The organism is Sphingomonas sp., from assembly GCF_017744835.1.
Lineage (GTDB): Bacteria > Pseudomonadota > Alphaproteobacteria > Sphingomonadales > Sphingomonadaceae > Sphingomonas.
This window is the reverse complement of the sequence record NZ_JAGIAM010000003.1, coordinates 590,959-617,422: the sequence shown is the minus strand read 5'-3', so window position 1 is coordinate 617,422 and position 26,464 is coordinate 590,959. Positions and strand designations below refer to the sequence as shown.

The following is a 26,464-nucleotide window of genomic DNA, read 5'->3' as shown; positions in this document are numbered from 1 at the left end:
CCGCGGCGATATAGCGATTATGCCCGGCGGCGCAAAAATTATTGCGGTGCTGAAAGGGGTTTCGCGCGTTAGGCGTGCAAATGGGGGCGCATAGACCCCCGAGTGAGGCGAGTGATGCTGTTCGGTCGGAAGAAGCGGTCTATCCAGCGGGTCCTGGTTGTGGAGGACGAGCCGCTGGTGGCGTTCGACACCGAACATTTCCTCCATTCCGAGGGCTTCGAGATCGTCGCGACGGTCGATTCGGTTGCCGAAGCGCTGCGCGTGATGGACGAGGACGATGCGATCGATCTGGTGCTGGCCGATGTGAACCTGTCGGACGGGAGCGGCGTGACCGTGGCCGAGGCGGCGCAGGAGCGCGCGGTGCGGGTGCTGTTCGTGACCGCCGACTGCCCGAAGGAGGCGCGGGCGCTGGCGGTAGGATGCTTGGCCAAGCCCTATCCGCAGAAGGACCTGCTGGCGGCGATCGAAGCGATCGAGACGGTGATCGAGGGCAGGCAACCGCGCAAGCTGCCGGTGAGCTTCAGCCTGTTCGGAGCGCCCGCCTGAGCAGGGCGCGCTCGGGTCAATGCCAGAACAGATAGACGATCACGACCGCCCAGGCGAGGAGCGACGTGAGGACAGCGAGCAGCACGCCTGCGCCCGGCGGGGCGCGTCTGGAGTCGTCGACGCTGACGAGGCTCGAAGGGGGCAGCGGCAGGGGCATGAGTCACCTGGATTCCGAAGGACTTGATTCCATTGTAGAATGGCCAGGTTCGGTCCGCCCTTCGTGGCGCTTCCTGATCCGGGATTCACCCTAAGCCGACCGGCAGGCGCGAGCCTGCTTCCTCTCCGTAACTTTTCGGCTAGTGTCGCGCCAACACCGGACGGGAGCATGGGATGGCGGCGGGAGGCACGTTGGAGGAAGGAACGCGTGGCGGGTTCAGGGCGACGATGGCGCCCTATTTCCGGCCGCGGCCGATAGCGGCGCTGCTGCTCGGAATCTCGAGCGGCTTCCCGCTCGCGCTGCTGCTCGGCACCATGACCTTCTGGCTCGCCAAGGTGGGCATCGAGAAGAAGACCATCGGCTTCGCAGTAGGGCTGACTACGCCCTATACGCTCAAGTTTCTCTGGGCGCCGCTGGTCGACCGGCTGCGGCTGCCGCTGTTGACGCCGCTGTTCGGCCAGCGGCGCGCCTGGCTGTTCCTCGTCCAGGCGCTCCTGTTCGTCTCGGTGTGGATGCTCGGTGCCAGCCAGCCCGAGCTGCACATCGGCGCATTCGCCTTCTGGGCGATCGTGACGGCCTTTCTCGGCGCCACCCAGGACATCATCATCGACGCCTATCGCATCGAGATCCTGCCCGAGGACGAGCTCGCGCACGGCACGGCGAACAACCAGTTCGGCTATCGGCTCGGCGCCTTCCTGGCGGGTGTGGGGACGATCGCGATCGCCTCGCCCGAGGGGCTGGGGCTGGGCTGGGCGATGGCCTATGGCCTGACCGGCTTCTGCGTGCTGCCGGGGGCGCTCGCGGCTCTCTGGGTCGGGCGCGGGCTGCACGACCATGTCGTGCGCGACGAGGCCTGGCAGGGCATCGGCCGCTGGCTCGAGACGACTTTGGTGGGCCCGTTCCGCGAGTTCCTCGCCCGGCGCGGCGCGCTGCTGATCCTGTTGTTCGTGCTCGTCTACAAGCTCGGCGACGCCATGGGTCAGGCGATGCTGAACCCGATGATCGTCGAGCTGGGCTTCAGCGACACCGAATTCATCGCGATCAACAAGGTGATCGGTTTCTGGGGGCTGATCCTCGGGACCGCGCTCTCGGCGCCGCTGCTCGCCTGGCTGGGCATGGGACGCGCGCTGTTCGTCTCGGGCATGTTGATGATGTTGAGCAACCTCACCTTCGCAATGCTCGCGAGCCAGGGCCATTCGACGCTGTGGCTGACGATCGCCGTGGCGACCGAGCAAGTGACCAGCGGCCTGGGGCTCACGATCTTCGTGACCTATCTCTCGGGGCTTTCCAGCCTCGCCTATACCGCGACTCAATTCGCGCTGCTCTCCTCGCTTGCGGGCGTGGGCCGGACCTGGCTCGCGGCGCCGGCGGGGCTGCTTGCCGAGGGGCTGGGGTGGGTCGGCTTCTGGGTGATGACCGCCGTCGTTGCGATCCCCGGCATGCTGCTGCTCTGGATCCTGTGGAAGAAGGGCTTCGTCGTCGCGAGCGTTCGCGAGGCGCGAGCCATGGCCGAGGCGCCGCATGACGACGAAGCGCCGGCGGCCGCCGCGCCCGCGGCGCGCTGAGAGAGGAAAAGCAATGCGCCGCTGGTTGCTGATCCTGATTGTCGTTGCGCTGCTCGCCGCGGGCGGTTGGGCCTGGGGTTCGCCCTATCTGGCGGTGCGCTCGATCGAGCGGGCGGCCGAGGCGCGCGATGCTGAGGCGCTGTCTGCGCGGGTCGACTATCCGGCGCTGCGCAAGAGCATGAAGACCCAACTCCGCGCGCGCTTCGCGTCCGGCGACGACGGTGCGCTGGGCGCGCTGGTCGCGACGGGGATCGCCGACAGCATCGTCGACGCGGCGATCACCCCCGAGGGCATCCGCGCGATCTTCGCGACGGGCGTGGCGGAAGCTGCGCGCGAGCGACGTCCGGTCGATCTCGATGCCCGTGACATGACGCTGAGGCGGGATGCGCTCGATCGCTTCCGGCTGGTGCGCCGGGACGGCAAGGGCGGCGCGCTGCTGTTCGGGCTGCGCGGGCTCCAGTGGAAGCTCGTCGGGATCGAGCTGCCGCCGGAGAGGAAAGGCCGCTAGTCGAGCGGCAGCCCGAGGTCGGCGAAGGCGAGGGACAGCGCCTCGGCGGTTACCGCGATGCTCGTCGCGTCGCGCACACCCAACAGGTCGGCGAGCAGCACCGCGGCAGCGATCTGGTTGGTCCGCGCACGGCCGATCACTTCAAGCAGCGTCGCCTCGGCCCCGGTCATGCGCGGGCAGCACCAGGGCGCGATCTGGATCGGACCGGCGGAGGCGGCGGACATCTCCGCCATCAGCGCACGCAGCAGCACCAGCGGGCGCTGGAAGCCACGACCGAATGCCGTGACGAAGGCGTGCGCGGCGCAGGCGTCGTGCAGCCCGTGCGCGCCCATCTGGCGGATGGCGAAGAGCAGCAGCCGCGCACCGGCATCCTGAGGCTGGAGCGCGGGGAGGGCGGCGGCAAGGCTCTGGGCGTGGGACATGGGCGACTCCCGCAACTGGTGACGGGAGAAGTCTTGCTGGTTCGCTATTGCGAGTCAATCGCAATAATGCGCGTGCGCCGCCTCAGTCGGGCAGTTGGCCGTTCGCTTCGAGCACCGTGCCGGCAAGATAGAGCGAGCCGCAGATCAGCACCACCGGGGGTTCGGCAGGGTCCGCTGCGGTGGCGATGGCCGCCAGCGCCTGGGGTACATCGCCGGCTTCGCGGCCGATTGCGCCTGCGAGCGCGGCGATCCGCTCGGGCGAATGGAAGCTGTGGCCGGGCACGGGGACGCCGGTGACGCTGCGCGCGAGCGGCGCGAGGCGCTCGACCATCGCGCCGGCATCCTTGTTGTCGAGCATGCCGAGCACGATGTGGAGCGGCCTGCCGCCCGCGGCGCTCTCGATTGCGGTGGCGACGGCGTCGGCGGCATTGGCGTTGTGCCCGCCGTCGAGCCAGACTTCGCTGCCCTGGGGCAGCAGGCGCGTGAGCGGGCCGGGATCGAGCTGCTGCATTCGCGCGGGCCAGCGCGCATTCTTCGCGGCGGCGGAATAGGCGCTGTCAGGGATGTCGAGCGCGCGCTGGTGGCGCAGCACGGCGATGGCAAGCGCGAGATTGGCGGGCTGGTGGGCGCCGGCCAGCGCGGGGAGCGGCGTCGTCAGCGAGCCTGCGCCATCGGTATAATGGAGCGCGCCGTCGCGTACCTCGAACCACCAAGCCCGGTCAGTGGCGAAGACGGGCGCGGCGACGGTCTCGGCGAAACGCTCGACGACGTCGGCGATCTCCGGCGGATAGGCCATGGTCACCAGCGGCACGCCGGGCTTGGCGATCCCGGCCTTCTCGGCAGCGATCTGGGCGAGCGTGTCGCCGAGGAATGCCTGGTGGTCGATGCCGAGCTGGGCGATCGCGCAGGCCGCGGGTGCGGCGAGGACGTTGGTCGCGTCGAGCCGGCCGCCAAGGCCGACTTCGATCACGCAGGCGTCGGCGGGCGTGCGCGCGAAGCCGAGGAAGGCGGCGGCGGTGGTCACTTCGAAGAAGCTCGCGCCGATGTCGCCCCCGGCGTCGAGGACTTCCTCGAGCAGCAAGGCGAGTTGCGCGTCCTCGACCAACCTGCCGGCGAGGCGGATGCGTTCGTTGAAGCGGACGAGGTGCGGGCTCGAATAGACGTGCGTGCTCAGGCCCGCCGCTTCGAGCGCGGCGCGCAGGAAGGCGCAGGTCGAGCCCTTGCCGTTGGTGCCGGCGACATGGAGCACCGGTGGCAGGCGAAGATGCGGATTGCCGACGCGATCGAGCAGCTGCGTGATCCGCTCGAGACCGAGGATGTCAGCGCCGGGCGAGAGCGCGGCGAGGCGATCGAGCTGGCGCTGGACGGCGGGGTCCGAGGAGGTGGCGGAGTCGGCCATGCTCTCAGCCCCTCCCCTTCAGGGGAGGGGTTGGGGTGGGGCAGTGCGGCTGGGCGAGGCGCTTGTGGACATGCCCCACCCCAAACCCCTCCCCTGAAGGGGAGGGGCTTACGTTCGTGCTCACGCCGCCTTCTTTCCCTCGCAGAGCAGGCCGATCAGCTGGCCGAGCGTCTCGCGCAGCTCCTTGCGGTGGGTGACCATGTCGACCAGCCCGTGCTCGCGATAATATTCGCTGGTCTGGAAATCGTCGGGCAGCTTCTCGCGGATCGTGTTCTCGATCACGCGGCGGCCGGTGAAGGCGAGCGTCGCGCGCGGCTCGGCGATCTGGACGTCGCCGAGCATCGCATAGGCCGCCATCACGCCGCCGGAGGTGGGGTCGGTGAGCACGACGATGTACGGCAGCCCCGCATCGTGGAGCATCTCGATCGCCACGGTGGTGCGCGGCATCTGCATCAGGCTGAGGATGCCCTCCTGCATGCGCGCGCCGCCCGATGCGGTGAAGACGATATAGGGCGCTCGTACAGCGATCGCCGCTTCCACGCCGGCGATGAATGCCTCACCCACCGCCTGGCCCATCGACCCGCCCATAAAGGCGAAGTCCTGCACGCCGATCACCGCAGTGCGGCCGAGGATCTTGCCCTGGGCGTTGAGGAAGGCATCGGGCTCGCCAGTCGACGCGCGCGCGGCCTTGAGACGCGCCGGATAGGGCTTCTGGTCGCGAAACTTGAGCGGATCGTCGACCACGCGCGGGCTCGGCAGCTCGGTGTAACTGCCCTCATCGAACAGATGCTCGAAACGCAGCTTGGGGCCGATGCGCTCATGATGGTCGCAATGCGGGCAGACGTGGAGGTTCTCCTCCAGCTCCTTGGTGAAGACCATCGTCCCGCATCCCTTGCACTTGTGCCAGAGATTGTCGGGCGTCTCGCTCGACTTGGTGGTGACATAGGCGAGCGCGTTGCGGACGCGGCTGATCCAGCTCATGCGACTTCCTTGCGGGCAGCGGCCAGCGCTGCGGATAGGGATTGAATATAGGCGCGGACGTGCGCCGGCGCATCGGCGCCATGCCTGCCCACCAGATCGACGATCGCCGATCCGACCACCACGCCGTCGGCGACACGGCCGATCGCCGCGGCCTGCTCGGGCGTGCGGACGCCGAAGCCGACCGCGACGGGCAGGTCGGTCGCGGCCTTGAGCCGCGCGACGGCATCCTCGATCGAGGCCTGGGCGGCCTGCTGGAGACCGGTGATGCCGGCGACCGAGACATAATAGAGGAACCCGCTCGCGCCCTCGAGCACCGCGGGCAGACGCGCGGCATCGGTGGTGGGGGTGGCGAGGCGGATCACGTCGATGCCGCTCGCCTTGAAGGGCGCGACTTCGTTCGCTTCCTCGGGCGGGATGTCGACGATGATGACGCCGTCCGCGCCGGCCTCGGCAGCGCGCGCTGCGAAGTCGGCAGGCGTGGGCCGCGTCATCGTGTTGGCATAGCCCATCAGTACCAGCGGCACCTGAGGGTGACGCTCGCGGAAGGCGGCTGCGATCGCGAGAACGTCGGCAGTGCGCGTGCCCGCGCCGAGGCTGCGCAGGTTCGCTGCCTGGATCGCAGGGCCGTCGGCCATCGGATCGGTGAACGGCATGCCGAGTTCGATGACGTCAGCGCCGCCCGCAACCAGCGCGTCGAGAATCGCAGCGGTGTCCCCGTCACCCGCGGTGATGAAGGTGATCAGCGCGGGCCGCTTTGAAAATGCGTCGGCCAGACGGGTCATTCCGCCCACCCCTTCATCGGCTTCGGCCAGAGGCGGTTGAACCATTTAGAACCGTACATCACTGTCAGCGCACCGAACCCGCCAGCCACGCCACCATGCAAACCGTAAAGCCAGGGCTTGGCCAGAACGGAAAGCACAATGCTGCCGGCGGCCAATAAGAGGAAAAAAGCGATGCGGGCGATCGAGCGGCTCACAGCTCGAATCCCAGTGCTTCGGCCACCGTGAAGATGTCCTTGTCGCCGCGGCCCGAGACATTGACGACGATGATCTGATCCTCTCGCATTTCCCGTGCCTTGGCGGGCACCGCTGCGAGCGCGTGCGAGCTTTCGAGCGCCGGGATGATGCCTTCGAGGCGGCAGCACAGCTGAAACGCGTCGAGCGCCTGTGCGTCGGTGATCGGGACATATTCGACGCGGCCGCTCTCGTGCAGCCAGCTATGCTCGGGGCCGATGCCCGGATAGTCGAGCCCCGCCGAGATCGAATGCGCCTCGGTGATCTGACCGTCCTCGTCCTGGAGCAGATAGGTGCGGTTGCCGTGGAGGATGCCGGGCGCGCCGCCGGTGAGGCTGGCGGCATGCTCGCCGGTCTCGATGCCCTTGCCGGCGGCCTCGATGCCCAGCATCGCCACGCCCGGATCGTCGAGGAAGGGGTGGAACAACCCGATCGCGTTCGATCCGCCGCCGACCGCCGCGATCAGCAGGTCGGGGAGCTTGCCTTCTGCCTTCATCAGCTGTGCGCGCGCCTCGGTACCGATCACCGACTGGAAGTCGCGGACCAACTCGGGATAGGGGTGCGGGCCCGCGGCGGTGCCGATGATGTAGAAAGTGTCGTGGACGTTGGCGACCCAGTCGCGCAGCGCCTCGTTCATCGCGTCCTTGAGCGTCTCCGCGCCCGATGTCACCGGCGTGACCTCGGCACCGAGCAGCTTCATGCGGAAGACGTTGGGCTTCTGCCGCTCGACGTCCTTGGCGCCCATGAAGATCGTGCAGGGCAGGCCGAAGCGCGCAGCCACGGTGGCGGTGGCGACGCCGTGCTGGCCCGCGCCGGTCTCGGCGATGATCCGCGTCTTGCCCATGCGGCGGGCGAGCAGGATCTGGCCGATGCAATTGTTGATCTTGTGCGCGCCGGTGTGGTTCAGCTCTTCGCGCTTGAAGTAGATCTTGGCGCCCATGCCGGGGGCGGCGCCCTCGCGCAGCGCCTCGGTCAGCCGCTCGGCATAGTAAAGCGGGCTGGGGCGGCCGACATAATGTTCGAGCAGATCGTCGAACTCGGCCTGGAAGGCGGGGTCCGCCTTGGCAGCGCGATATTCGCGCTCGAGGTCGAGGATCAACGGCATCAGCGTCTCGGCGACGAAGCGGCCGCCGAACTGGCCGAAATGCCCGCGCTCGTCAGGCAGGTTGCGCAGCGAATTGGGCAGGGTGACGGTGTCGGTCATGTCTCTCTCAGGGGTTCGAGTGCGTCGCTGGCTCCGGGGCTAGCGATCAGCGCCATCGAAATCCGATGCGGACAGGGCAGGGCCTCAACATTGCGCCACCGCTTGGAGGAATGCGGCGATCTTGGCAACATCCTTGACGCCCGGGGCGCGCTCGACTCCGGAGGAGACATCGACCAGCCGCGCGCCGGTCACGCCAACGGCCTCGCGGACATTGGCGGCGTCGAGCCCGCCGGACAGCGCCCAGGGGAGCGGCTGGGGGAGGTTTTCGAGCAGTTTCCAGTCGAAGCGCAAGCCCATGCCGCCCGGCAGCGCCGCGCTGTCCGGCGTCTTGGCGTCATAGAGGATGCGGTCGGCCGCGCCGCGATAGGCAGCCGCCTGGTCGATATCGGCGCGGGTCTTGACGGCCACCGCGGCCCACACAGGGACCCGGCTGCGGATCGCGCCGGCGCGATCGGCGCCGGTCTTGTGGAGCTGGACCGTCCGGATGCCGGTGGCGAGCGCGGCGTTCAGCAGCACCTCGTCGGGATCGACGAACACGCCCACCGTGCCGACATGCGCCGGCACCCGTGCGACCAGCGCGCGCGCCTGATCGAAGGTCACGTGGCGCTGGCTGGGCGGGAAAAAGACGAAGCCGACATGGCTCGCCCCGCCGGCGATCGCCGCGTCGAGCGTCTCGGGCGTCGAAAGGCCGCAGATCTTGGCGGTGACCGGCATCACAGGTCCTTGACCAGCACGTCCATGAACAAGGGCGGGTCGAGCGGGATGGGGAAGTCGCGCTTCTCGCCCGAGACGACGTAGCCGCGGCGCTCGTAGAAAGCGATCAGCCTGCGCCGGACGTCGATCACGGTCATCTCCATGCGCCGTGCGGCGAAATCCTCGCGCGCGCAGGCCTCGGCTGCCGCTACGAGCTGCTTGCCATGACCGCCGGCCTGCAGGGTCGGATCGATGCAGAGCAGGCCTAGATAGGCCAGGCCGTCGCCCTTGTCGCTCACCTGCACGCAGCCGATGATCGTACCGCCCTGCAGCGCGACGAGCAGCCGTTGCCCGGGATCGTCGACGATCCCGGCCAGCGTCGGGATGTCGGTACGGTTGCCTCCGACCAGATCGGCTTCGTGCGTCCAACCGGCGCGTGCGGACTCGCCGCGATAGGCGCGCTCGATCACTGGATGGAGCGCGGGCAGGTCTTCGTGCGTGGCGACGCGGATGGTCAGGCTGGCGAGCATGCGCGCCCTCTCGGACTCGCGCGCGGCTTTGGCAAGGGGGTGCTAGATCGTCGCCTCGATCTCGCGCGCGGCCTGGTCAGGGTCTGCAGCCTGCGTGATCGGGCGGCCGATGACGAGGATCGAGGCGCCGGAGTCGAGCGCGGCGCGGGGCGTCACCACGCGCTTCTGGTCGCCAATGGTGCCGTTGGCGGGACGCACGCCGGGGACGACGAAGAAGCCATCGTGCCAGGCTGCCTTCGCCGCGGCGACCTCTTCGCCCGAGCAGACGATGCCGTCGACACCCGCGCTCTTGGCCAGTTCGGCGAGGCGGACGACCTGCTCGTGGGGATCGGGTGTGAGGCCGATCGAACTCAGGTCGCTGGCGTCGAGGCTGGTGAGCATCGTCACGGCGACCACCTTGGTGCCTGCGGGGGCTGCCGCCTTCGCGTCCTCGAGCATCGCGCGGCCGCCCGAGGCGTGGACCGTCAGGATCGAAGGTTCGAGCGGACGGAGCGCCTGGATCGCCTTGGCGACGGTGTTGGGGATGTCGTGGAACTTGAGATCGAGGAAGATCGGCAGACCGATCTCGGCCATTTCGCGCACGCCGTGGCGCCCGTTCGCCATGAAGAATTCGAGGCCGAGCTTGATGCCGCCGACATGGTTGTGGACGCGCTGGGCGAGTGCCTTGGCACGCTCCAGGTCGGGCGTGTCGAGCGCTACATAGACCGGCGAGCTCATTGCTGGGGCTCGGCGGTCAGCGAGGGTTCCGGCGAAAGCACCGCAGGTTCGGCGGGCGGCTGGTTGACGGCGCGCAGATCGGCGAGCGCGCGCTCGAGGCTCGCGAAACGTTGCCGCATCCGCCAGCGCAACGTCTGATATGCGATCACCGGCGGCAGCAGCCCGGCGAGGAACACCAGGATGAGCAGCAGCGGCAGGCTGAAGTCGGCGATCAGGCCGCCCCAGAGATGGATGCTCACGCGCTCGTCGCCATTGTAGATGACGAAGCCCGCGACCAGGCCGCCAAGCAGGAGCCAGATCAGCACCTTCAGAAACCGCATTCCGCTCCCTTCGCGTCGGTGAAGTGCGCCGACTGTAGGGCGAAGCGCGGCGTTTTGCCAACCTCCCTCGCCGGTTTCAGGCGCCGCGGAGACGCTTCTGTGCGCGTATCTCCACGTTGAGCGCCGCCGCCGCGCGGACCAGCGCCTTGAACGCCGCCTCGTCCAGCGCCGCATCCTCGTGCAGGTCGATCGCGCGGCGCGTGCCGCCGGTGAGGCTGGCGTTGAACAGCCCCGCGGGGTCCTCCAGCGCAGCGCCGCGGGCGAAGGTCAGCTTGATTGCGTTCTTGTACGTCTCGCCGGTGCAGATCAGCCCGGCATGTTCCCACACCGGCACGCCCGAGAGGTCGTTGGACGGCTTGCGCCACTTGATGTCCTCGGTCACCTCAGGGACGGCGTCCTTGATGAGCGCTCGCACGCGGGCGAGGGTGGCGCCTCGCCAGTCATCCCGTGCCGCGATCCGTGCATCGATCTCTTCGGAAGGGGTCATGGTCGCTGCATTTCCTCTCAAAACCAGCCAGCTGGGTACCGGGCACATCGTCCTAGCCCCACTGCCGCGCCTCGATCATCTTCCAGCCGTTGCCGGAAGGATCGCGGAAGCTGGCGTCGATGCTGCCGTAGCGCTCGACCGGTTCCTGGGTGAATTCCACGCCGCGCGCATGCATCGCCGCATAGGCGGCGCGGCAATCCTCGACCACCAGCACGAGCGGCGGCATCGCGCCCTTGGCGACCGCCTCGCGCAGCATCTGTGCAGTGCCGGCGTCGACCAGGGGTGCCTGGGGCGTGAACAGGCCGAGCTGGAAGTCGGGCTGCTCGGGGTGCTGCACCGTCAGCCAGCGATAGTCGCCGTTGCGGGCGTCGGTATGGACGCGGAAGCCGAGCTTCTCGACATAGAAATGCAGGGCCTCGTCCTGATCGTGGACGTACAGGCCGGCTACTTGGACACCTTGGCGCATGGGACCTCCGTTGGTTGCGCCACGCTGATAGGCGCGCCTTCGCGCCGGCGCTTCTCCGAAACTGCTATGTTGAGGTCCGGCCGATAGGCGGCGGCGACGAAGCAGTGCGGCACCCGCTCTAGCGCGTGCGCGGTGGCCTGCTCCCGCGCCCGCAGCTCGCCCGGGTTCTCTCCGGTGATGTCGCGGAAGGTGCGGCCGAAGGTGCCCAGACTGTTCCAGCCGGTCTGGAAGGCAATGTCGGTCACCGGCAGGTCGGTGTCGCGCAGCAGCGCCTTGGCGCGCTCGATGCGCCGAGTGAGGAGGTAGCGATGCGGCGGCAGCCCGAAGGCCTGTTTGAACGAGCGCGCGAAATGCGCCTCGGAGACACCACTCACCTGCGCGAGCCTGCGCACGGGCCATTCCTCGTGCGAAGCTGCATCCATCCGGTCTCGCGCGCGCAGCAGGCGGCGCAGCAGCGCGGGATCGGTACCCGCGCTCACATTCGCTCGCCGGGCAGTCGGCTCGCCTGCCACACCCAGTCGGCCAAGCGATCGTCGTCGATCGTGTCGCCCTCATGCACGTGGAAATAGCGCGTATCCGCGTTCTTGGACTGGACCGGAGGTACGGGGTCGAGCTGCGCCCCACGGAAGAAGGCGAGTTTCACATAGCGATCGAAGCAGTGGAAGTTGAGGAACCAGCAATCGTCCTCCATGCCATAGAAGGGCGAATTCCACTTGACCGCCTTGCGCACCCCCGGGACGGTGCTGGTGACGAGCGCATCGATGCGGCGCCCGACGTCGCGCTTCCAGCCTGGCATCGCCGCGATATAGGCCTGCACCGGCGCATCGCCGTAGCCCTTGGGAATCTGCGGATTGCCGCCGGAGAGCAGGGCGGGCGGCTTGGATTTCTCGGCCATTTGCGTTCGCTCCAACGCTGCAGGGATAGAGCAGCGCGCGCGCCTAGCCAATCTCCTCGCGCAGCTCGCGGAACAGCCCGGGTATCGCCTTCAGCTGCTTCTCCTCCTCGTCGAGGATCGCATGGAAGGCGCGGCGCTTGATCGCGGCGACGCGCTCGTCCGCGAGGCGCGCCTCGAGCGGCAGGGTGGACAGGACGATGTCGATCAGCCGGTCGGCGCCGTGCAGGCGACCCCAGAGATAATCATTCTCGCGATAGGCACGGCTGAAGAAGGCGCCGAAGCCATTGAACTGGATGCCCTTGAGAGTCGCGTTCGCGCCGCCCGTCCGGATCGCGCAGGCGTCGTTTGGCGCGATCCGATCAACGCGGATCGGGTCGAACTCGTCGAGCCCTTCGCCTTGGAGCAACGGCAATGTGGCGATATCGAAGAAGGGGAAGCCCAGATGCGCGAGAAGCATCGGCCGGCGAAGCTCCTTGGAGAGCGCGCTGAAGCCCTGCGAAAGCCGAATGTCGGTCTCCACGTCGAGCGCCCGCAGCCCCATGCGCTCGCCGATCTGATCGAGCAGCGGCCCGGCGTCGTCGGTCATCGCCCGGATCGAGTCGCGCATGTCGGCGAAGGTGTCGGAGCGCTGGAGGTCCAGATAGGGCGCCAGCGAATCGTAGATCGCGTCGCGCATGGGGAGGAGTTCGGCATGATTACTCGGCTCGTCAATTTCGGTCAGGCGACGCGCGAGCAGGCGGAGGCGGCGGATGCGGAAGCCCAGGTCGTGGGTGCGCAGGAAATCGAGCGTCTGCGGCGTGGCGCCGTTCGACAGCGTCGCGCCGAACCGGTCCGCCCCGCGCGACTGCACCGCATGGGCCATCGCCTCGCGGATCTCGTGCAGCCGCTCGGGACTGTGCAGGTCGCCGATCGCATGGAGCAGGTGCGCGATCCTGTCGACCGCGCCGTCGACCTTGAGCAGCCCATAGGCCGTGTGCCCATAGCCCGCCTTGGCCGCGGCGACGATCTGCGCGCGCCGGCGCCAGGCTGCGAGGCGCTTGGCGGTGGGATAGTCGAGCCACAAGGTATAGCCGAACAGCGACTCGACCTGGGTCTCGATCTCGGCGCGTATCTCGCCGACGATCGCCAGCATGCGTTCGATCTTTTCCGACCGCTCTGCGATCGCCTCCAGATTGTCGCGGATCGGCTGGTGGCGCGGCAGCTCCGAAAGCGCGCCGATGATCGTCTGGAAGAAGCCGGGGTTCTCCTGCGGCTTGCCGTAGAAATCGAAGCGGTGCCCGGGCTGGGGATCGATGAAGACGAAGCGCCGGTCGACGTGGCGGCGTGCGGGGCGTTCGCGCAGCGCCTCCACCGCCGGACCGAAGGGCGCGTTGGCGAGCACCGACCCGTCGATGAGGATCGCCTTCTCGGCGCGGTTGTCGGCCCATTGCTCGGGCAGGACATGCTCGAGGAAGGCGTCGCGACCCGGCCATTTGACCTTGCGCTCGGCGAGCGCAGTGTCGAGCTCGCCGACCGTGGCGGGCGGAAAGGCACCTGGAAAGCTCGACGTCGCGCGCGCGGCAAAGGCGAGGCCCACCGGGTCGCCCAGCCCCTGGGCGCCGTGATCGGTGAAGGAGAAGACCAGCCGATGCTCGGTCTCGCTTACCTGCGGCGGCGAGTTGAGGCGCAGCGTCTCGGCATGGCCGCGGAAATCGGTGACGGTGACGAACAAGTCGAGCGGCTGTTCGGGCGGCAGCAGCCGGCGGTAGGCGGGCTCGCGCGCCATCGCGTCGAAGGCGTCGATCAGGTTGTGGAGCAACCGCTTGCCCCCGAAGGGCGGCTCGAACCAGCGCGAGCGCACGAAATGCTCGAGCTTGAGCCGCACTTCCTCGCGCGCGCCCGCCTCGACGGTCTCGTGGATCGTCTTGCTGCGATTGGCGAACAGCCAGGCGATCGGCGTCGCCCAGATCTTCTGGAACCGGTGCGCGGGGGCCTGGTGTGGGTCGAGCAGCGCCTGCACGTCGCCGTGGGTCAGCCACAGCTCGGTCAGCGGATCGAGCGACTGGCCGGTCGAGATCGCCTGGGCGAGGAAGATCGCGTTGATCCCGCCCGCGCTGGCACCCGAGAGGATGTCGACCAGCACGCGCACATTGACCCCGGTCTCTTCGCGTATCTCGTCGAGCAGCGCGCCATAGACGTCGGACGGGCCATCGCCCTCGCGCGCCGCGCAGCTCGCACGGGCGAGACGCCATATCTCCTTGCTGATCCCGTGCATGTAGATCGCAAGGCTGATGCCACCGTAGCAGACGAGCGCGAGCCGCAGTTCCTTGTCGCGGGGCTGGTGCATCAGGCGCGCTGCAGCGTCGCCCAAATGGGCAGGTGATCGGAGGCGGTGCGGGCGTTCATGCTCTCGTGCACACCGGCCTCGGTGATGCGCAGGTCGCGGCTGGCCATGATCCGATCAAGCCGCGCGACCGGGCGGCGCGCGTGAAAGCTCTTGCCGGTCTGGGCGAAGTCGAAATGCTGGGCGAAGTCCCGCAGGCAGCCGTTCTGGCCGCTCCATTCGTTGAGATCGCCCATCAGCACCGTAGGCACCTGCTCGGTGCTCGATTCGAGGTGCGCGAGGATCGCGTGTGCCTGGCGCCGTCGCCAGAGGCCCGAGAGGTCAAGGTGCATGCCGATGACGCGCAGCCGCTCGCCGCGCACGCGCAAGTCGGCCATCACCGCGCCGCGCGGTTCGAGCGCCGGCAAGTGGATCGCCTCGTAGTCGAGGATCTGCGTGTCCTTACGGACGAGCAGCGCGTTGCCATGCCAGCCCATCGAGCGCGCGCGCATCCCGATCGGCACCGGCTTCCAGTCGCTGTGCTCGGAAAGCAGGTGCGCGGTGAGCACGGCCTCACGCGCGCCGAAGCGGCGATCGGCCTCCTGCAGCGCGACCACATCGGCATCGATCTCACAGAGCACCTGCAGGGTCCGCTCGGGCCTTCGCCGCCGATCGGTGCCGATCGACTTGCGCATATTGTAGCTGGCGACCTTGATCATTGTGGCCCCTTATCGCGGGGCAGAAGGGGGCAGGGCAAGGGGGTCAGCTCGGATGCGCCTCTGCGCCGCGCTGGTTCGCCGCTTCCTCGGCGGCGGCGATCAGGCTCCGCCCGGTCGATTCGGCCGCTTCGGGGGTCATGGCCACCGCCACGCCGTCGGGACCGTCGAGCATCACCAATCCTTCTTCCGCCGTTGCGATTCCGCCGACGCCGAGCGGTTCGCGGGGCGAGGTCTCCCTGGCCATCGCGCTCTCCTGTGCGCAGATGCCGCGCAACCGCATTTGCCTGCGCGCAGCTTGGCTTCCCCAACTCGGAAGCGACGTTAAATATCCGCTGGACTCAAGAATTAGCGGAGGAAAGTTCCCAGTCAGCGGCCACCCGCCTCGAGCAGCCGGCGCGGCGCGGCGAGTTCCCAGCTTCGCGCGATCCGATCGCCGACATGAGCCCAGTCGGTATCGGAGCCGCCGATTGCCAGCCCGACCCATTCGGCACGAAAATAGGCGACGCGCGAATAGCTCCCTGGCGCCGCTTCGATCAGCATCCGCGCCTCGTCCGCGTCGGCAGTCTTGACCGCGACGATGGTGCGCCCGTCGCCGTGGTGATCGTGGCGGAACTGCGCGAACATCTTGCCCGCGACGAAGAAGGTCGGCTGGCCGTGGCTGGCGCGTTCCTCTGCCTCGGGCAGCTCGAGCGCGAGCGCCCGGACCTGCCCGAGCGCCGAATCGGGATCGTTGCTCAGCGACTCAGCCATTCCGCGACAACCGCGGGATAGAGCCGATGTTCCTCGGTCAGCACGCGCGCGGCGAGGGTGTCGGGGGTGTCGCCGGGCAGGATCGGCACTTCGACCTGGCCGAGCAGTTCGCCGCCGTCGAGCTCCTCTGTGACGATGTGCACCGAGCAGCCCGCCACCATGTCGCCGGCGTCGATCGCCCGCTGGTGCGTGTCGAGCCCCTTGTACTTGGGCAGCAGCGACGGGTGGATGTTGACGATCCGCCCGCGCCAGCGCGCGACGAAATCATCGGAGAGCAGCCGCATGTAGCCGGCGAGCGCGATGGCCTCGACGCCGGCCTCGCGCAGCGCGGCGTCGATCCTCGCCTCGTAATCGGCCTTGGGCATGCCCTTGGGCGACTGGGCGAAGGTGGCAATGCCCTGTTCGCGCGCCCAGGCGAGGCCGGCGGCTTCGGGCTTGTCGCTGGCGACGAGCGCGACCTCATAAGGGCAATCGGGCACGCGCGAGGCCTCGACAAGCGACGCCATGTTTGATCCGCGGCCGGAGATGAGGATGCCGAGGCGCTTCCTCACTTGTTCCCCTCCCGCAAGCGGGAGGGGAGCGCAACAGCCTCAGCCATTGTGCGTGGCGCTCCACCCCGCCCGCGCACTCCACGTCTCGGCCAGGCCGAACACGGTGCAGCCGCGCGCGCCTTCTTCTATCGCACCGATCCGGAAGACGGTCTCGCCCGCTTCCGCGAGCTCGGCGGCGACGGCGTCCGCCTGGTCGGGGGCTACGACCGCGACCATGCCGATTCCACAGTTGAAGGTCCGCGCCATTTCCTCGGGCTCGATATTCCCCTGCGCCTGGAGGAAGGCCATCAGGCGGGGCAGCGGCCAGGATGCGGCGTCTATCCGGGCATGGCAGTTCTCAGGCAGCACGCGCGGGACATTTTCGAGCAGCCCGCCGCCGGTGATGTGAGCGAGGCCGCGGATGCTGCCTTTGCGGACCTGCGGCAACAGGCTCTTCACATAGATTCGCGTCGGCGCCATCAGAGCGTCGATCAGCAGCCGGTCCTGGTCGAACAGCGCCGGACGGTCGAGCTTCCAGCCCTTGTCCGCGGCGAGTCGGCGCACCAGCGAGAAGCCGTTGGAATGGACGCCGGTCGAGGCGAGGCCGAGCAGGACGTCGCCTGCGCGGATCGCAGTGCCGTCGAGCAGCCGGTCGCGTTCCACGGCGCCCACGCAGAAGCCGGCGAGGTCGTAATCGCCATCGGCATACATGCCCGGCATCTCGGCGGTCTCGCCGCCGATCAGCGCGCAGCCGGCCTGACGGCAGCCCTCGGCGATCGAGGCGACGACGCGCTCGGCAACGGCATTGTCGAGCTTCCCGCTCGCATAATAATCGAGGAAGAACAGCGGCTCGGCGCCCTGGACGATCAGATCGTTGGCGCACATCGCGACGAGGTCGACGCCGACTCCGTCGTGCGCGTTGTGCTCGATCGCGAGCTTGAGCTTGGTGCCCACGCCGTCGTTCGCCGCGACGAGCAGCGGATCGTTGAACCCCGCCGCCTTCAGGTCGAACAGCCCGCCGAATCCGCCGAGGTCGGCGTCCGCGCCGGGGCGGCGGGTCGATTTGGCAAGCGGGCCGATCGCGCGGACGAGGGCGTTTCCGGCGGCGATCGAGACGCCCGCCTGGGCGTAGGTATAGGCTTCGGGTTCGCTCATGGTTGATGCGCCTAGCCAGATCGCGCTTGGATTTCCACGCCCGCTTCGCCAAAAGAGCGCCCGCATGCACCGCAAACGCATTTTCCTCGCCGCCGGACTGACCAGTGCGCTCCTGATCGCAGGCGCGGCGGGCGTTGGGCTGGCGCAAGGCTCGGGTGGGGGCGGCAGCCCCGTTCCGATCGACCCCTCGGGCAGCTTCGAGATTTCGGGCGTCCAGGTCGACGTGAAGGGCAAGGATGCGGAGGCCGCGCGCCAGGGCGGCTGGCGGATCGCGCAGCGCAAGGGCTGGGAGGTGCTGTCGCAGCGACTCACCGGCAAGAAATCCGAGCTTTCCGATTCGGTGCTCGATTCCCTCGTCACCGGAATCGTGGTCGAGAACGAGCAGATCGGGCCGACTCGCTACATCGCGCGTCTCGGCGTGCTGTTCGATCGCGGCAAGGCGGGATCGATCCTGGGCGTCTCCACCGTGGTGAGCCAGTCGCCGCCGATGCTGCTGGTGCCGCTGCAATTCTCGGGCGGGGCAGGGCGCGTGTTCGAGCGCGAGACTGCCTGGGTGCGCGCATGGAATCGCTTCCGCAGCGGCGGCAGCACGATCGACTATGTCCGCCTCCAGGGCTCGGGCCCCGATGCGCTGCTGGTCAACGCCGGCCAGACGCTGCGCCGCGGCCGCAACTGGTGGCGCACGATCCTCGACCAATATGGCGCGTCCGACGTGCTGGTCGCCGAAGTGCAGCTTCGCCGCGACTATCCGGGTGGACCGGTGGTCGGCATCTTCTCGGCGAACCATGGGCCCGACCGGGTTCCGGTGACGAGCTTCGCGCTGCGCGTCGACAATGGCGATTCGCTCGATGCGCTGCTCGACGCCGGTATCCAGCGGATCGATCGCGCCTTCCAGAACGCGCTCGCCACAGGCCAGCTCGGCACCGACCGGCTGCTCGCCGCGCATCCGCCCCGGCCCAAGACCGAGGAAGAGAAGCGGGCCGAGGCCGAAGCCGCGGCTGCCGCGGCAGCTGCCACCGCCACGGCGAGCCCGACTCCGGACGCAACCTCGACTTCGACCGCCAGCTTCACCGTGCAGGTCGAGACGCCCAGCGCGGCATCGGTTACGGCCTCCGAATCCGCGGTGCGCGGCGTGCCGGGCGTGCGCTCGGCGACCACGACCAGCCTGGCGCTGGGGGGAATCTCGGTGATGCGCGTCACGTTCGACGGGCCGATCGCGAGCCTGCGCGCGGCGCTCGAAGCCCGCGGTTGGCAGGTGCAGGAAGGCCCCGGCGTGCTGCGCATCCGCCGTGCCGGCGGTAGCGCGCCGGCGCCGCAGCCGGCGCCGCAGGGCGCGGACGCTCCCAAGGCGCAATGAGCCAGCTTCGCCTGCCGCTCGGTCTCCCCGAGGCGAGCGAAACCGATTTCCTCGTGAGCGATTCGAATGCGCGCGCAGTGCGGCAGCTCGAACATTGGGCGACCTGGCCGGTGATGGCGGCGCTGCTGATCGGGCCGCGCAAGTCCGGTCGTAGCCTGCTCGCGCGCATCTTCGCGGCGAAGAGCGGCGGCGCGATCATCGATGACGCCGAGCGCGTGCCCGAGGCCGACATCTTCCATGCCTGGAATCGGGCGCAGCAGGAGCGGCATCCGCTGCTCATCGTCGCCGACGCCGCGCCGCCCGAATGGCAAGTGACGCTCCCCGACCTGCGCTCGCGGCTCGCCGCCTCGCCGCTGCTCGAGATCGAGGCGCCCGACGACGCGCTGATCCCGCAGCTCCTCGAACATGCCTTCGCCAAGCACCTGCTGCACGCCAAGCCGGAAGTGATCGCCTGGTTGGCCAAGCGGATCGAGCGCAGCCATGTCGCGATCCTGCGCGTCGCCGATGCGCTGGAGACGGCGGACGAGACGCGCTTGTCGATTCCCGTGGTGCGGTCCACATTGGCCGCGGCGGGGCTTCTCAACCTCAGCGACGAAGACGCGGGCCAATGACCAAGCGAATCAAGGAACAGCCTGCGACCCAGGAGGAGCAATCCCCCGCCGCCGCGGCGGAGCGCTATTTCAACCGCGAGCTTTCGTGGCTCGCGTTCAATCGCCGGGTGATGGAGGAGGCGCAGAACCCCGCGCATCCGCTGCTCGAGCGGCTGCGCTTCCTGTCGATCTCGGGCACCAACTTCGACGAATTCTTCATGGTCCGCGTCGCCGGGCTGATGGGGCAGCAGCTCCAGCGCGTCGAGGCGCGCTCGACCGACGGCATGACGCCGGACCAGCAGCTGATCGCCATCTCGGAGGAAGCTGCAGTGCTCGCCGACGGGCAGCAGGCGCTGTGGGTCGCGATCCGCGCCGAGCTGGCCGAGGCCGGCATCCATGTGCTCGAGGCCGACGCGATCGAGGGCGAGGTCGAAGCCTGGCTCGAGGGGCATTTCCGCGAGCAGATCTTCCCGATCCTGACGCCCCAGGCGCTCGATCCGGCGCATCCTTTCCCGTTCATTCCCAACCAGGGATCGAGCGTGATCTTCGACCTAGTCCGCAAGTCGGATCATCAGCCGATCCGCGAGCTTGTGCTGCTGCCGACCACCATGCCGCGCTTCGTCCGGCTGCCGGGCACGCCGGCGCGCTATGTGGCGGTCGAGACGGTGCTCAAGCGCTTCTCGCACCTGCTTTTCCCTGGATACGAGATGCGCGGATCGGCGGCGTTCCGCGTGCTGCGCGACAGCGACATCGAGATCGAGGAAGAGGCCGAGGACCTGGTCCTCACCTTCCGCTCGGCGATCAAGCGGCGGCGGCGCGGCCGCGTCATCCGTCTCGAGATGGAGGAGTCGATCGCCCCGGCGCTCGAGGCGGTGCTCAAGGAGGAGCTGGGCGGCAGCGAGGCGCTGCTGACCGAGACCGGCGGATTCCTGGGCGTCGGCGATCTCGCGGCCCTGGTAGGCGAGGACCGGCCCGAGCTCAAGTTCCAGCCCTTCGCGGCGCGCTTCCCCGAGCGAATCCGCGAATATGGCGGCGATTGTTTCGCGGCGATCCGCGCCAAGGACATCGTCGTCCATCACCCGTATGAGACCTTCGACGTGGTGCTGTCCTTCCTGCAACAGGCGGCGGCGGACCCGGACGTGGTCGCGATCAAGCAGACGCTCTATCGCGCGGGCAAGCAGCCGGCGGTGATCAACGCGCTGATCGCCGCGGCCGAGGCGGGCAAGTCGGTGACCGCGGTGGTCGAGCTCAAGGCGCGCTTCGACGAGGAGCAGAACCTCTATTGGGCGACGGCGCTCGAGCGGGCCGGCGTGCAGGTCGTCTATGGCTTCATCGACTGGAAGACCCACGCCAAGGTGTCGATGGTGGTGCGGCGCGAGGGAAATGGTTTCCGCACTTATTGCCACTTCGGTACGGGCAACTACCACCCGATCACTGCGCGGATCTACACCGACCTGAGCTTCTTCACGGCAGACCCCCGCATCGGCCGCGATGCGGCGCAGATCTTCAACTATGTCACCGGCTATGTGGAGCCCGCGGGGCTCGAGCTGCTGGGAATCAGCCCGCGCGACCTGCGCAACCGGCTGATGGAGCTGATCGACGCCGAGATCGCGCATGTGCGGGCGGGCCGGGCCGGCGCGCTCTGGGCCAAGATGAACTCGCTGGTCGATCCCGCGATCATCGCCAAACTCTACGAGGCGAGCAGCGCCGGCGTGGAGATCGACCTGATCGTGCGCGGCATCTGCTGCCTGCGTCCCGGCGTGCCGGGCATGAGCGAGAACATCCGCGTCAAGTCGATCGTCGGCCGCTTCCTCGAACACAGCCGCATCTGGGCGTTCGGCAACGGCAAGACTTTGCCCAACGACGGCGCGAAGCTGTTCATCTCCTCGGCCGACTGGATGCAGCGCAACTTCGACCGGCGAGTCGAATTCATGCTGCCGATCCTCAACAAGACCGTGCACGATCAGGTGCTCGACCAGGTGATGGTCGCCAATCTGCTCGACAACGAGCAGAGCTGGTGGCTCCAGCCCGACGGCCGCTATATCCGCGCGGTGCCCGAGGACCGCTCGTTCAACCTCCATCGCTATTTCATGACCAACCCGTCGCTCTCCGGGCGCGGCGCGGCGCTCGAGCAGCGCCAGCCGGTGCCGAAACTATCGCTCAAGCGTCGTCGTTCTCCGAAGAAGGAGGACTGAGCATGGCGACCCAGCTCGCCCCCGTTCCGCGCGGCGCAGGTGCCGCGGCACGGCCGCGCATCGGCATCATCGACATCGGTTCGAACTCGGTGCGCCTGGTCGTCTATGAGGGATCGGCGCGGCTGCCCGCCATCCTGTTCAACGAGAAGGTGATGGCGGGGCTCGGCCGTGCGCTCAACGAGACCGGGGCGATCGACGCAGGCGCGCTCGCGACCGCGCGCGGCGCGCTGGCCCGCTTCGCGCTGCTCGCGCGCGAGATGCAGGTGAGCGAGCTGCGCACCGTCGCCACCGCCGCGGTGCGCGACGCCTCCAACGGCCGCCAGCTGATCGACGCCGCCGCCGCGCTGGGTCTGGAGGTCGAGCTGCTCTCGGGCGTCGAGGAAGCCACCGCCTCGGGCATGGGCGTGCTCTCGGGCATTCCCGATGCCGACGGCGTGGTCGGCGATCTCGGCGGTGGCAGCCTGGAGCTGGTGCGCGTGGTGGCCGGCACCATCACCGACCGCGTCTCCTTCCCGCTCGGCGTGCTGCGCATCGGCGCGATCCGCACGCAGGGAAAAGGTGCGCTGGACCGGCGCGTCGGCCGGCTGCTCGAGGAGGCAGGCTGGAAGGGAAGGGGGGAGAAACTGCCCTTCTATCTGGTCGGCGGATCGTGGCGCGCGCTTGCCCGGCTCGACATGCACCGCTCCGGCTATCCGCTGCCGGTGGTGCACCAATATCCCATCGCGCTCGACCGCGTCGCCGAACTGCAGCAGCTCATCGCCACCATGCCGCGCAACGCGCTGCGGGCGATCCCCGACGTGTCGAGCGCGCGCGTCACTGCGCTTCCCGACGCGACCGCGCTGCTGATCAGCGTCGCGCGGCATCTGGGCAGCAGCGCCGCGATCGTCTCGGCCTATGGCCTGCGCGAGGGACTGTTGTTCCAGCGGCTGACCCCCGAGCAGCGCCGCGAGGACCCGCTGATCGTGGCGGCGCGCGACGAAGGCGAGCGGCTCGGCCGCTTCGCCGAGCACGGCGACTTGCTCGACGCCTGGATCGCCCCGCTGTTCGACGGCGAGTCGGCAGAGCTGGCGCGGCTGCGCCACGCTGCCTGTCTGCTCGCCGATGTGGGCTGGCGCGCCAACCCCGAGTTCCGCGCCGAGCGCGGCATGGAGATCGCGCTCCACGGCAATTGGGTGGCGATCGACGCCGCGGGCCGTGCGACGCTCGCCCAGGCGCTCTACACCGCGCTCGGCGGCGGGCTGGGCTCGCCCGAGCCGCTGACCCGTCTCGCCGATCCCGCGGCGCTCGAGCGCGCCCGGCTATGGGGGCTCGCGATCCGGCTGGGGCAGCGGCTGAGCGGCGGCGTCGCCGCACCGCTCAAGCGCTCGCGGCTCGCGTTGGAACGCGGCCGCGTGGCGCTACGCCTCGAAGCCGATGACAAGGCGCTCTACGGTGAGCCCGTCGAGAAGCGCCACAAGGCGCTCGCTACCGCCTTCGGCAAGGAAGCCGCTCTGGGCGGCTGAAGCGGTTCAGCCGCAGCGGGCGGAGACGATCCGGTCGTTGCGGTCCAGGTTCAGGTTGAGCCGATCGGTGCGGAAATCCATGGTCGCGGCCGAATTGGGCCGCAGCCAACGCACCGTCCGCGCGCCGGACAGCTGCCGGGCCCTGCGCTCCACGCCCGGGCTGCGGCGCTGGCCCATCAGCGAGCCGAGCCCACGGTCGGTGCACTGGCGGTCGAGATGCGGCGGACGCGGTCGGTGGCCGGGCCGGTGGTCATAGGCGCAACCGGTGACGACGAGAGCGATGAGCGGCAAGGCGAGACGTATCATGACGGCACCTCCGTACGCGTCATCTTAAGCTTTCCGCCGCGAACCGTGAAGCCCAGCTGTCCCTCGACCAGCGCGAGCGCATCCTTGCCGAATTGCTCGAAGCGCCAGCCCTGCAGGATCGGCAGCCCGTCGCGAACGCCCGCGGCAAGCGCTTCGAGATCGTCCGAACGCGCGAGCAGGCGCGCGGCGACATTGATCTCCTTGGCGCGGATCTTGAGCAGCAGCTTCAGCAGATCCGCCACCAGAGCGCCGTCCTTGCCCAGGCCCGGCTTGCGCTCGTCGCGCGCGGGCATTTCGTCGGCGGACATTGGAGTCGCGGCTTCAAGCGCGGCCATCATCCGGGCGCCGATATCGTTGCCGCCCCAGGCGGCCGACAGGCCGCGCACGCGCGCCAGGTCCGCCTGCTTGCGCGGGGGATTGCCGGCGAGGTCGGCGAGCGTCTCGTCCTTGACGATGCGGCCGCGCGGCAGGTCCTTGCCCTGCGCCTCCAACTCGCGCCATCGCCCCAGCGCCTTCAGCCGCCCGAGAACTTCGGGCTTGCGGCTGGAGATACGCACGCGCTGCCAGGCGAGGTCGGGGTCGTTGACGTAATTGTCGGGGTTGGCGAGCCGCTCCATCTCCTCGTCGAGCCAGGCGCCGCGGCCGGTCTTGATCAGCTTGTCGAGCATCTTGGGGAAGATGCGCGACAGGTGGGTCACGTCGGCGATCGCATAATCGATCTGGCGCTTGTCGAGCGGCCGCCGCGCCCAGTCGGTGAAGCGCGCGCCCTTGTCGACCTGGATGCCCAGATAGGTATCGACGAGGTTCGAATAGCCGATCTGCTCGCCCTGGCCGAGCGCCATCGCCGCGACCTGCGTATCGAACAGTGGATGAGGCGTCTTGCCGGTGAGATTATAGACGATCTCGATGTCCTGCCCGCCGGCGTGGAAGACCTTGAGCACGTCTTCGTTGTTCACCAGCAGATCGAGCAGCGGCTGCATGTCGATTCCGCCCATCGGATCGATCGCGGCGGCTTCCTCGTCGTCGGCGATCTGGATCAGGCAGAGCTCGGGCCAGTAGCTGTTCTCTCGCATGAACTCGGTGTCCACGCAGATGTAGGGCTTGGTGGCGAAGCGCGAGCAGAGATTGGCGAGGGCGGCAGAGTCCTCGATCAGGCCATGTATGTGCATCGGGGGGCCATATACCGGTCTTCGGGTTGACAAAAGAGTGCGTGGGTTGAAAGCGCACGCGTCTGTTGACTCTCACCAAAAAAGTGAAACTTGCGATGCACGCCTACCGCACCCACAATTGTGCCCAGCTCCGCGCCGCCGACGTCGGCCAGCAAGTCCGCCTCTCCGGCTGGGTGCATCGCAAGCGCGATCACGGCGACCTCGTCTTCATCGACCTGCGCGATCATTATGGCATCACCCAGATCGTCACCGATGTGAGCGGCCCGGCGTTCGCGGTAATCGAGTCGCTCAAGAGCGAAGCGGTCATCACTGTCACCGGCACCGTCATCGCGCGCGATCCCAGCGTGGTGAACGCCAACCTGCCCACCGGCGAGATCGAGGTCCGCGCCGCCGAGGTCGTCGTGCAGAGCCACGCGCAGGAGCTGCCGATGCCGGTGTTCGGCGACGCCGAATATCCCGAGGACATTCGTCTCCGCTATCGCTTCCTCGATCTGCGCCGCGAGAAGGTCCACAAGAACATCCTGCTGCGCAGCCAGGTGATCGCCTCGCTCCGCCGCCGCATGATCGATCAGGGTTTTACCGAGTTCCAGACCCCGATCCTGACTGCGTCGAGCCCCGAGGGCGCGCGCGACTATCTCGTCCCGAGCCGCGTCCATCCGGGCAAGTTCTATGCGCTCCCGCAGGCGCCGCAGATGTTCAAGCAGCTGCTGATGGTCGCCGGCTTCGATCGCTATTTCCAGATCGCACCCTGCTTCCGCGACGAGGACGCCCGCGCCGACCGCTCGCCCGGCGAGTTCTACCAGCTCGATTTCGAGATGAGCTTCGTCACGCAGGAAGACGTGTTCGCCGCGATCGAGCCCGTGCTCCACGGCGTGTTCGAGGAATTCGCCGACTGGGAAGGCAAGGGCCGCACCGTCTCGCCGCTACCGTTCAAGCGCATCCCGTTCCGCGAATCGATGCTCAAGTACGGCAACGACAAGCCTGACCTGCGCAACCCGCTGCTGATCACCGACGTGAGCGACTTCTTCAAGGGCTCGGGCTTCGGCCGCTTTGCCTCGATCGTCGAGGGCGGAGACGTGGTCCGCGCGATCCCCGCGCCGAACACGCACGAGAAGAGCCGCAAATTCTTCGACGACATGAACAACTGGGCGCAGTCGGAGGGCTTCCCCGGCCTGGGCTATGCGACGCGGAAGGACGGCGTGTTCGGCGGCCCGATCGCCAACAACCACGGCCAGGAAGGCATGAAGGCCATTGCCGAAGCGATGGGCCTCGGCCCCAACGACGGCATCTTCTTCGCCGCCGGCAAGGAAGCGCAGGCCGCCAAGCTCGCCGGCCTGGCGCGTACCCGCGCCGCCGAGCAGCTCGACCTCATCGACAAGAGCCGCTTCGAATTCTGCTGGATCGTCGACTTCCCGATGTTCGAGTATGACGAGGACGCCAAGAAGGTCGACTTCAGCCACAATCCCTTCTCGATGCCCCAGGGCGAGCTCGAGGCGCTGGAGACCAAGGACCCGCTCGACATCCTCGCCTACCAGTACGACATCGTCTGCAACGGCATCGAGCTGTCGTCGGGCGCGATCCGGAACCACAAGCCCGAGATCATGTACAAGGCGTTCGAGATCGCCGGCTACAGCCAGGCCGATGTCGATGCGAACTTCTCGGGCATGATCAACGCCTTCAAGTTCGGCGCCCCGCCGCACGGCGGCTCGGCCCCGGGCGTCGACCGCATCGTGATGCTCCTCGCCGACGAGCCCAACATCCGCGAGGTCATCACTTTCCCGATGACCCAGAAGGCCGAAGACCTGATGATGAGCGCACCCTCGGTGGTGAGCGAAAAACAGCTGAAGGAACTCCACATCCGGCTTGCGCCGGGGGTGCAGCCTCAGGGTTAACCGCGATGGTGGCGGGCATCGCGCGAAGCTAAGGCTTCGCGGACGATGCCCGTGAGCGGCTTTCGCGATGCCGACTTCAGGGCACGAACGTTGC

31 protein-coding genes are annotated in these 26,464 nt (G+C 68.4%); 8 read left to right on the top strand and 23 right to left on the bottom strand.

Annotated elements, in window-relative coordinates; genetic code table 11:
• Positions 1-114: 114 nt before the first annotated feature.
• Complete coding sequence (locus tag J7500_RS10775) at positions 115-546, top strand: response regulator (RefSeq protein WP_294061707.1); 432 nt, start codon at positions 115-117, stop codon at positions 544-546.
• 16 nt (positions 547-562) lie between these two features.
• On the opposite strand, the gene J7500_RS10770 is transcribed toward J7500_RS10775, so the two are convergent.
• Entirely contained in the window at positions 563-703 is a 141-nt protein-coding gene (locus J7500_RS10770; RefSeq protein WP_294061706.1) for a hypothetical protein, read from the bottom strand.
• A 173-nt stretch (positions 704-876) separates the two neighbouring features.
• Here J7500_RS10770 and J7500_RS10765 point away from each other — a divergent pair, with 173 nt between their 5' ends.
• On the top strand, positions 877-2,268 hold the full coding sequence (locus J7500_RS10765) for an MFS transporter (RefSeq protein WP_294061705.1): 1,392 nt from the start codon (positions 877-879) through the stop codon (positions 2,266-2,268).
• A gap of 13 nt (positions 2,269-2,281) precedes the next feature.
• Positions 2,282-2,776 carry a DUF2939 domain-containing protein gene (locus tag J7500_RS10760; RefSeq protein ID WP_294061704.1) on the top strand — a complete coding sequence of 165 codons (495 nt, stop codon included), beginning with the start codon at positions 2,282-2,284 and terminating at the stop codon, positions 2,774-2,776.
• Here J7500_RS10760 and J7500_RS10755 read toward each other — a convergent pair.
• From J7500_RS10755 to purM, 20 genes are all read right to left on the bottom strand, one after another.
• On the bottom strand, positions 2,773-3,198 hold the full coding sequence (locus tag J7500_RS10755) for a DUF6628 family protein (RefSeq protein ID WP_294061703.1): 426 nt from the start codon (positions 3,196-3,198) through the stop codon (positions 2,773-2,775). The genes J7500_RS10760 and J7500_RS10755 overlap by 4 nt on opposite strands.
• Before the next feature lie 82 nt (positions 3,199-3,280).
• Positions 3,281-4,597, bottom strand: coding sequence for a folylpolyglutamate synthase/dihydrofolate synthase family protein (locus J7500_RS10750; RefSeq protein ID WP_294061702.1), 1,317 nt, complete (start codon positions 4,595-4,597; stop codon positions 3,281-3,283).
• 120 nt (positions 4,598-4,717) lie between these two features.
• Positions 4,718-5,578, bottom strand: a complete 861-nt coding sequence (gene accD, locus J7500_RS10745; RefSeq protein ID WP_294061701.1) for an acetyl-CoA carboxylase, carboxyltransferase subunit beta — start codon at positions 5,576-5,578, stop codon at positions 4,718-4,720.
• Entirely contained in the window at positions 5,575-6,360 is a 786-nt protein-coding gene (gene trpA, locus J7500_RS10740) for a tryptophan synthase subunit alpha (protein ID WP_294061700.1), read from the bottom strand. The genes accD and trpA overlap by 4 nt, the downstream gene beginning before the upstream one ends.
• Complete coding sequence (locus tag J7500_RS10735) at positions 6,357-6,554, bottom strand: hypothetical protein (RefSeq protein WP_294061699.1); 198 nt, start codon at positions 6,552-6,554, stop codon at positions 6,357-6,359. Before J7500_RS10735 ends, trpA begins: the two co-directional genes overlap by 4 nt.
• A complete protein-coding gene (trpB, locus tag J7500_RS10730; RefSeq protein WP_294061698.1) occupies positions 6,551-7,795 on the bottom strand; it encodes a tryptophan synthase subunit beta in 1,245 nt (414 codons plus the stop codon). Before trpB ends, J7500_RS10735 begins: the two co-directional genes overlap by 4 nt.
• A gap of 84 nt (positions 7,796-7,879) precedes the next feature.
• Positions 7,880-8,509 carry a phosphoribosylanthranilate isomerase gene (locus tag J7500_RS10725; protein ID WP_294061697.1) on the bottom strand — a complete coding sequence of 210 codons (630 nt, stop codon included), beginning with the start codon at positions 8,507-8,509 and terminating at the stop codon, positions 7,880-7,882.
• The gene (locus tag J7500_RS10720; protein WP_294061696.1) at positions 8,509-9,018 is read right to left on the bottom strand and encodes a GNAT family N-acetyltransferase; all 510 of its coding nucleotides are present in this window, start codon (positions 9,016-9,018) and stop codon (positions 8,509-8,511) included. Before J7500_RS10720 ends, J7500_RS10725 begins: the two co-directional genes overlap by 1 nt.
• Positions 9,019-9,060: 42 nt before the next feature.
• Entirely contained in the window at positions 9,061-9,735 is a 675-nt protein-coding gene (gene pyrF, locus J7500_RS10715; RefSeq protein ID WP_294061695.1) for an orotidine-5'-phosphate decarboxylase, read from the bottom strand.
• On the bottom strand, positions 9,732-10,055 hold the full coding sequence (locus J7500_RS10710; RefSeq protein ID WP_294061694.1) for a LapA family protein: 324 nt from the start codon (positions 10,053-10,055) through the stop codon (positions 9,732-9,734). The genes pyrF and J7500_RS10710 overlap by 4 nt, the downstream gene beginning before the upstream one ends.
• 76 nt (positions 10,056-10,131) lie before the next feature.
• Positions 10,132-10,542 (bottom strand): DUF1801 domain-containing protein, encoded by a 411-nt coding sequence (locus tag J7500_RS10705; RefSeq protein ID WP_294061693.1) that lies wholly within the window; start codon positions 10,540-10,542, stop codon positions 10,132-10,134.
• A 52-nt stretch (positions 10,543-10,594) separates the two neighbouring features.
• A complete protein-coding gene (locus tag J7500_RS10700) occupies positions 10,595-11,008 on the bottom strand; it encodes a VOC family protein (RefSeq protein WP_294061692.1) in 414 nt (137 codons plus the stop codon).
• Positions 10,987-11,487, bottom strand: a complete 501-nt coding sequence (locus J7500_RS10695; RefSeq protein ID WP_294061691.1) for a helix-turn-helix transcriptional regulator — start codon at positions 11,485-11,487, stop codon at positions 10,987-10,989. Before J7500_RS10695 ends, J7500_RS10700 begins: the two co-directional genes overlap by 22 nt.
• Positions 11,484-11,903 carry a DUF1801 domain-containing protein gene (locus tag J7500_RS10690; RefSeq protein ID WP_294061690.1) on the bottom strand — a complete coding sequence of 140 codons (420 nt, stop codon included), beginning with the start codon at positions 11,901-11,903 and terminating at the stop codon, positions 11,484-11,486. The genes J7500_RS10695 and J7500_RS10690 overlap by 4 nt, the downstream gene beginning before the upstream one ends.
• 43 nt (positions 11,904-11,946) lie before the next feature.
• On the bottom strand, positions 11,947-14,229 hold the full coding sequence (locus J7500_RS10685; protein WP_294061689.1) for a patatin-like protein: 2,283 nt from the start codon (positions 14,227-14,229) through the stop codon (positions 11,947-11,949).
• The gene (locus J7500_RS10680) at positions 14,229-14,924 is read right to left on the bottom strand and encodes an endonuclease/exonuclease/phosphatase family protein (protein WP_294061688.1); all 696 of its coding nucleotides are present in this window, start codon (positions 14,922-14,924) and stop codon (positions 14,229-14,231) included. The genes J7500_RS10685 and J7500_RS10680 overlap by 1 nt, the downstream gene beginning before the upstream one ends.
• Positions 14,925-14,967: 43 nt before the next feature.
• Complete coding sequence (locus J7500_RS10675; RefSeq protein WP_294061687.1) at positions 14,968-15,168, bottom strand: hypothetical protein; 201 nt, start codon at positions 15,166-15,168, stop codon at positions 14,968-14,970.
• A 122-nt stretch (positions 15,169-15,290) separates the two neighbouring features.
• Positions 15,291-15,674, bottom strand: coding sequence for an MmcQ/YjbR family DNA-binding protein (locus tag J7500_RS10670; protein WP_294061686.1), 384 nt, complete (start codon positions 15,672-15,674; stop codon positions 15,291-15,293).
• Positions 15,659-16,180 (bottom strand): phosphoribosylglycinamide formyltransferase, encoded by a 522-nt coding sequence (gene purN / locus J7500_RS10665; protein ID WP_294062160.1) that lies wholly within the window; start codon positions 16,178-16,180, stop codon positions 15,659-15,661. The genes J7500_RS10670 and purN overlap by 16 nt, the downstream gene beginning before the upstream one ends.
• Positions 16,181-16,264: 84 nt before the next feature.
• Positions 16,265-17,359, bottom strand: coding sequence for a phosphoribosylformylglycinamidine cyclo-ligase (gene purM / locus J7500_RS10660; RefSeq protein ID WP_294061685.1), 1,095 nt, complete (start codon positions 17,357-17,359; stop codon positions 16,265-16,267).
• Between the two features lie 64 nt (positions 17,360-17,423).
• Here purM and J7500_RS10655 point away from each other — a divergent pair, with 64 nt between their 5' ends.
• Genes J7500_RS10655 through J7500_RS10640 form a run of 4 tightly spaced genes read left to right on the top strand, consistent with a single transcriptional unit; the run spans position 17,424 to position 23,003 of the window.
• Positions 17,424-18,716 (top strand): heavy-metal-associated domain-containing protein, encoded by a 1,293-nt coding sequence (locus J7500_RS10655; protein ID WP_294061684.1) that lies wholly within the window; start codon positions 17,424-17,426, stop codon positions 18,714-18,716.
• The gene (locus tag J7500_RS10650) at positions 18,713-19,327 is read left to right on the top strand and encodes a DnaA/Hda family protein (protein ID WP_294061683.1); all 615 of its coding nucleotides are present in this window, start codon (positions 18,713-18,715) and stop codon (positions 19,325-19,327) included. The genes J7500_RS10655 and J7500_RS10650 overlap by 4 nt, the downstream gene beginning before the upstream one ends.
• Positions 19,324-21,501, top strand: coding sequence for an RNA degradosome polyphosphate kinase (locus tag J7500_RS10645; protein WP_294061682.1), 2,178 nt, complete (start codon positions 19,324-19,326; stop codon positions 21,499-21,501). The genes J7500_RS10650 and J7500_RS10645 overlap by 4 nt, the downstream gene beginning before the upstream one ends.
• 2 nt (positions 21,502-21,503) lie before the next feature.
• The gene (locus J7500_RS10640) at positions 21,504-23,003 is read left to right on the top strand and encodes a Ppx/GppA family phosphatase (RefSeq protein WP_294061681.1); all 1,500 of its coding nucleotides are present in this window, start codon (positions 21,504-21,506) and stop codon (positions 23,001-23,003) included.
• 6 nt (positions 23,004-23,009) lie between these two features.
• Here the strand turns inward: J7500_RS10640 and J7500_RS10635 are convergent, their stop codons facing one another.
• Positions 23,010-23,309, bottom strand: coding sequence for an I78 family peptidase inhibitor (locus J7500_RS10635; protein ID WP_294061680.1), 300 nt, complete (start codon positions 23,307-23,309; stop codon positions 23,010-23,012).
• Positions 23,306-24,478: a ribonuclease D gene (rnd, locus tag J7500_RS10630; RefSeq protein WP_294061679.1), complete on the bottom strand. Its 1,173-nt coding sequence runs from the start codon at positions 24,476-24,478 to the stop codon at positions 23,306-23,308. The genes J7500_RS10635 and rnd overlap by 4 nt, the downstream gene beginning before the upstream one ends.
• Positions 24,479-24,573: 95 nt before the next feature.
• Here rnd and aspS point away from each other — a divergent pair, with 95 nt between their 5' ends.
• Complete coding sequence (gene aspS, locus J7500_RS10625) at positions 24,574-26,370, top strand: aspartate--tRNA ligase (protein WP_294061678.1); 1,797 nt, start codon at positions 24,574-24,576, stop codon at positions 26,368-26,370.
• Positions 26,371-26,464: the final 94 nt, after the last annotated feature.